Consider the following 4,826-nt stretch of genomic DNA (forward strand, 5'->3'; position numbering starts at 1 on the left):
TCGTTGCTATCTACGCCTTAGCGACGACACCCGTGCTGCGTGGCGCGGACCAGCCTCCGACCTTGGCACCGCAGCGCAGCTCGTCGATCGACGGATTGCGCGGCGTTCTCGCGCTCAGCGTGGTCTTCTATCATGGCTATCTCTGGCAAGGCCTGCTGCGGGACGGCGTGTGGCAGGTACCGGCTTCGCGGATTTTCGCGCATCTCGGCCCAGGCGCCGTCGCGGTCTTCTTCATGATCACCGGCTACCTGTTCTGGGGCAAGATGCTGCGCGAGCGGGGGCGCCCCGATTGGCTGGTGCTCTATGTCGGGCGGCTCTTCCGCATCGGTCCGGTCTATCTGCTCGCGATCGCGCTGATGCTGCTGTCGGTCGGTTTTCGCACGCATTGGACGTTGCAGGGCGGACTCGGCCATCTGCTGCACGCGGTCGCGGTCTGGCTGCCTTTGGGCGCCCAGGCCGGCATGCCGAACGTCAATGGTCTCTCACGCACCTTCCTGCTGACGGCGGGCGTGACCTGGAGCCTGCGCTACGAGTGGTTCTTCTATCTGGCGCTGCTCGGCCTCGCGGTGATGGCGCGAGGCGGCCGAGCGCGCGCGGTCGGCATGCTGGCCGTTGCCCTCGCTCTGACGTTCGCCTGGGCGCTGCTCCACCCCGATACGGGGAGCGCACTGCCGCCCCTGCCGATCGCCTGTGCGCTGTTTCTATGCGGCATGCTGGCCGCTTCGCTGCCGCCTCTACCCCGGGCCGCGGGCCGCGACGGCTGGCTTTCGCTGGCGGTCATGGCACTCGTCGCCGCTTCCTTCGCTGCTCCTGCGGCCTTCTCACCGCTCTCGGTCGCCTGCCTGGGTCTGGCCTTCTACGCCATCGCCTCCGGCTGCACGGTCTTCGGCTTTCTCGGCACCCGCCCGGCGCGCCGCCTCGGCGATGTCAGCTATCCTCTCTATTTGCTGCACGGCCTGGTCCTGTCGACGCTCGCGCTGCTGCCCATGCCGCTGGCGAAACCGGCTTTCTGGGCGGTGTTGCTGGGGGCGGCGATTCTTGCCGTGCTGCTGGCGACTGCCGCCCATGTGCTGGTGGAGCGCCCGGGCAGCGAACTCGGCCGGCGTGTTGCCCGCACGGTTACCGCCTCGGCTCGAGGCCGCGTCCTCGCCGGGCGCCCGGATTAGCCGCCTCTACCCGGCGAGGGCGGCGGCGTAGCGGCGGATCGCCTCTTCCCAGCCGAAATAAAGCGCGTCCGCCGTCAACTCATGCCCGATGGAAGCTTCGGCCAGGCCCGGTAGGGCGGCGACGAGCGCGGGCAGGTTGTCGAGATTGAGATCGTGGCCGACATTGACGGTGAGGCCCACGGCCTGCGCGGCTTCGTTCGTCTTCGCGCAGGCGGCGAGGATGCCGGCGTGCGTTCCCTCGCGAAAGGCATGGGCGTAGCCGCCGGTATAGATCTCGATCCCGGCCGCCCCGGCGCCCACCGCGCGCTGCACGATGGCGGGATCAGGATCGACGAACAGGATCCCCCGCGCGCCCTGGGCACGGAGGGCGGCGAGGGCCGGTCGCACCAGTGCCGTCTGATCTTCGGTGAGCTTCCAGCCCTCATCCGAGGTGAAGGCGCCCGGCGCATCAGGCACCAGCGTCACCTGCTCGGGCCGGATTTCACCGACGAGTTCCATGAAGCGCGGATCGGGATAGCCTTCGATGTTGAATTCGAAGCCAGGGCGCCAGGGCCGCATCAGCCGGTCCAGCATGACAACGTCCGAGCGGCGGATGTGCCGTTCGTCCGGCCGGGGATGGACGGTGAGCCCGGCCGCCCCCGCTGCATGCGCCAAGCGCGCGAAGCGCTCGACATCCGGGACGCCGGTGTGGCGGGAATTCCTGAGGAGCGCGATCTTGTTCAGATTGACGCTGAGCTTCGCCATCGGGGCCTCCAAGCGGGTGGGATGTGCTGTTCTATTCGCGGCGGAAAGTGACGACGAGCACATCCCGGAAGGCAGGGGCGGCCGGGTCGAGCGGTCGCACCGGAGTCACGCCGTGATAGACCCGGCTGTCATCCACCAGGGCGGCATCGAGCGGCTCGGCCAGGGTGAAACGGGACATCAGCTGTTTTTCCAGATTGGTGATGCTGGTCTCGCCCTCGGCCACGTTCTCCCGCCGCACGAGAAGCACCAGCACCCAGTCCACGCCGTCCCGGTGCAGGCCTTCCGGCGTCGGCTGGCCGAGCGCATCGGGCTGCGCCTCGATCCGGAACTGGTGTATCTCCACATGCCAGCGCCGGGGTCTGAGGTCTGGCGCGGTGAGGTCAGTGAAGAGGCGGTTGCAGACACGGAGTATGGCATGCAGCGCCGGGTGTTCGGCCGTCGCATCCGTCACCGGTTCGAACCAACGCTCGATTCCGCCGTTCAGCGCATTGTAGTCCCGGCTCTGGTAATGCGGCTGATGCGGTTTGCGGGTGACGCCCGCCGCATCCGCCGCAAAGGCCGCGAAGCGCCGGCGGCGATAGCGCCCCCCATCGGCCATGAAACGGTCAAGGCCGAGATCATTCCAGCTTCCGGCGAAGCTGGACCAGCCAGTCAGGCCTTCCGCCGCCAGGATCGGGCCCATCTCGGCCGCGCGGACCTGCGCGAAGCCGCTTTCGTCCAGGCTTGCGGCGATGGCGGCCAGAGCCGTCTGTTTCCTCTCCATCGCGGGCGTCCCTCTCATGCGTGGCGCTTGCTTTGTACACCAGCGCGGACGGGCTAGGTGGAGGGCAAGTCGCAGGGGAATCATGTGCATGACGCAGCCGCCGATGGGCATCACGATGGGCGATCCGGCAGGAATCGGCCCGGAAATCGTGGTCAAGCTCTTCGCCGAAGGCCCGCCCGCCCCGGCCGTGGTTTTCGGCGACGTTCTCCTTCTCCGCCGTGCGGCAGGCATCCTCGGCGCGCCCGTCGAGGTTGTTGAGATCGAGAGCGCGCGCGCGGCGCGCGGTGGCGCGGGGCGGATCGAAGTCATCCCCGTCAGCCGCCTGCCGGAGGACCTGCTCTTCGGCCGGGTAGATGCCCAAGCGGGGCAAGCGGCCTTCGACTATATCAACCGCGCGATCGACGCCGTGCAGGCGGGCACCATTTCGGCAATCGTGACCGCGCCGATTTCCAAACAGGCGATGCACGAGGCTGGGATCGATTATCCGGGCCATACCGAAATCCTGGCCGAGCGCGCCGGCACCCGCGATTACGCCATGATGCTGGCGAACCGGGAATTGCGGGTGCTGCTCGTCAGCATCCATGTGCCGCTTTCCGAGGCGGTCGCCATGGTCACGCAGGAGAACGAACTGCGGGCCATTCGCCTTGCCCACCGGGCCGGGCTGCAATTCGGCATAGCGCAGCCGCGTGTGGGCGTTGCCGGGCTCAACCCGCATGCCGGAGAGGGTGGCATGTTCGGCCATGAGGATGATGCGATCATCGCGCCCGCCGTGGCCCGCGCGCACGCCGAGGGGATCGCGGTGGTGGGCCCGCTGTCGGGCGACACCATCTTCATGCGCGCGCGGCAGGGGGAGTTCGATGTCGTGGTGGCGCAGTACCACGATCAGGGGCTGATTCCGGTGAAGTATCTCGGCCTCGACGAGGGCGTGAACATCACGGTCGGGCTGCCCTTCATCCGCACCAGCGTGGACCACGGCACCGCCTTCGAGATTGCCGGTAAGGGCAGCGCGAGTGCCGCCAGTCTGCGCGCTGCCTGCGAACAGGCCGCCTTGATGCTGAAGGGCTAGGGCGCCCAGCCGAAATAGGGGAAGGACCAGCCGAGCGCCTGCAGGATGAGATCGTTCATGGCGGGCGCGAGGGTAGAGGGCCAGTCGCCCGTGATACCCAGGCGGAGGAAGGCGCCGTCCTGCGCCTGTCCGGCGCGGCGCCCGCCGGTTGCTTTCTCAAAGCGGGTCTGCTCGACGCAGTACGCCACGATCCCTGGATCGTCCGGCAGGCCGAGGAAGCGGAACAGCAGGGCGAGCGTCTCCTCCGGCGCCCGGCGCAGTGCCTCATAGGTCACGGTGCGGCAGATATCGGGGTGCTCCTGCTCATGCGCAATCGCAATGCGCGCGCCTTCGACCATGGGCGGCAAAGCGCCACGGATGAAGGCGAGCTTCGCTGCTTCCGCATCCTCCCCCGCCTTGCCCTGGTAGAAGAAATGCCAGGCGGAGGTCAGCACATCGCGCGGATCCCGCGCGATGATGATGAACTTCGCCTGCGGAAACAGGGCCGAGAGCTGCGGGATAAAGAAAAGATTTTCCGGCGTCTTCTCGCCATAGGCGAGATAGTTCTGGCCGGCCGCTTGCCGGCGGAAAGCGAGCAGGATCATGCTGGCCGCGAGGAAATGCCGCTCCTCCGCGCCCGGCAGGGGATAGCCGGCCAGATGGGCGAAGACCGCGCGGTTCTTCTCCGAGAGGTCTTTTTTCCAGCGGCCAAGATAGTCGTCCAGCAACGGATAGAGCAATTTGGCGAAAAGCCCTTCGCCTTGGCAGCTGGCTTGCGGATGCACATCCAGCATCTGCTGCAACCACGTGGTGCCGGAGCGGGGTGCCCCGCCCAGGAAGAAGATCTGCCGGCTGGCAATCTTCCGCAGCGCTTCTGCGGTCTCCGTCCAATCTTCCATCAGGATCGGCCGGACAAGCCGGGCACGCGGCGGATGGCGGCGATGACCTGGCGCGCGGTGATGGCGCGCGAGCATTCGAACATGCGCGGCGTATCCTTATGGCGCGGACACCAGAGGAAATCCGCCCGATCCTGATTGTCGAAATCCGTCGTGTCATCATTCCAGCAGCTATTGCAGACATGCCAGTTGATGACGCGATAGGGCGTGTG

5 protein-coding genes and 1 pseudogene are annotated in these 4,826 nt (G+C 67.3%); 2 read left to right on the plus strand and 4 right to left on the minus strand.

All coding sequences use genetic code 11. The features are described 5' to 3' along the window. On the plus strand, positions 1 to 1,166 hold a 1,166-nt coding region (locus VL752_RS04845), incomplete at its 5' end, for an acyltransferase family protein (RefSeq protein WP_325352726.1). Between the two features lie 6 nt (positions 1,167 to 1,172). Here VL752_RS04845 and VL752_RS04850 read toward each other — a convergent pair. Together VL752_RS04850 and VL752_RS04855 are read right to left on the minus strand one after the other, a co-directional pair. Beyond that, positions 1,173 to 1,910 (minus strand): pyridoxine 5'-phosphate synthase, encoded by a 738-nt coding sequence (locus tag VL752_RS04850; RefSeq protein ID WP_325352728.1) that lies wholly within the window; start codon positions 1,908 to 1,910, stop codon positions 1,173 to 1,175. A 31-nt stretch (positions 1,911 to 1,941) separates the two neighbouring features. After that, positions 1,942 to 2,673 (minus strand): 2OG-Fe dioxygenase family protein, encoded by a 732-nt coding sequence (locus VL752_RS04855; protein ID WP_325352730.1) that lies wholly within the window; start codon positions 2,671 to 2,673, stop codon positions 1,942 to 1,944. An 88-nt stretch (positions 2,674 to 2,761) separates the two neighbouring features. Here VL752_RS04855 and pdxA point away from each other — a divergent pair, with 88 nt between their 5' ends. Continuing rightward, the gene (gene pdxA, locus VL752_RS04860; RefSeq protein WP_325352732.1) at positions 2,762 to 3,739 is read left to right on the plus strand and encodes a 4-hydroxythreonine-4-phosphate dehydrogenase PdxA; all 978 of its coding nucleotides are present in this window, start codon (positions 2,762 to 2,764) and stop codon (positions 3,737 to 3,739) included. Here pdxA and VL752_RS04865 read toward each other — a convergent pair. Both VL752_RS04865 and VL752_RS04870 read right to left on the minus strand, forming a co-directional pair. Then, positions 3,736 to 4,617: a sulfotransferase family protein gene (locus tag VL752_RS04865; RefSeq protein ID WP_325352734.1), complete on the minus strand. Its 882-nt coding sequence runs from the start codon at positions 4,615 to 4,617 to the stop codon at positions 3,736 to 3,738. The two genes, pdxA and VL752_RS04865, sit on opposite strands and share 4 nt — an antisense overlap. Beyond that, positions 4,617 to 4,826 (minus strand): annotated as a pseudogene (locus tag VL752_RS04870) (autotransporter strand-loop-strand O-heptosyltransferase); the annotation flags it as partial. The gene VL752_RS04865 and the pseudogene VL752_RS04870, both read right to left, overlap by 1 nt.

Origin of the sequence: Acidisoma sp., assembly GCF_035492295.1 — a bacterium.
In the GTDB taxonomy this organism is placed as follows: Bacteria; Pseudomonadota; Alphaproteobacteria; order Acetobacterales; family Acetobacteraceae; genus Acidisoma.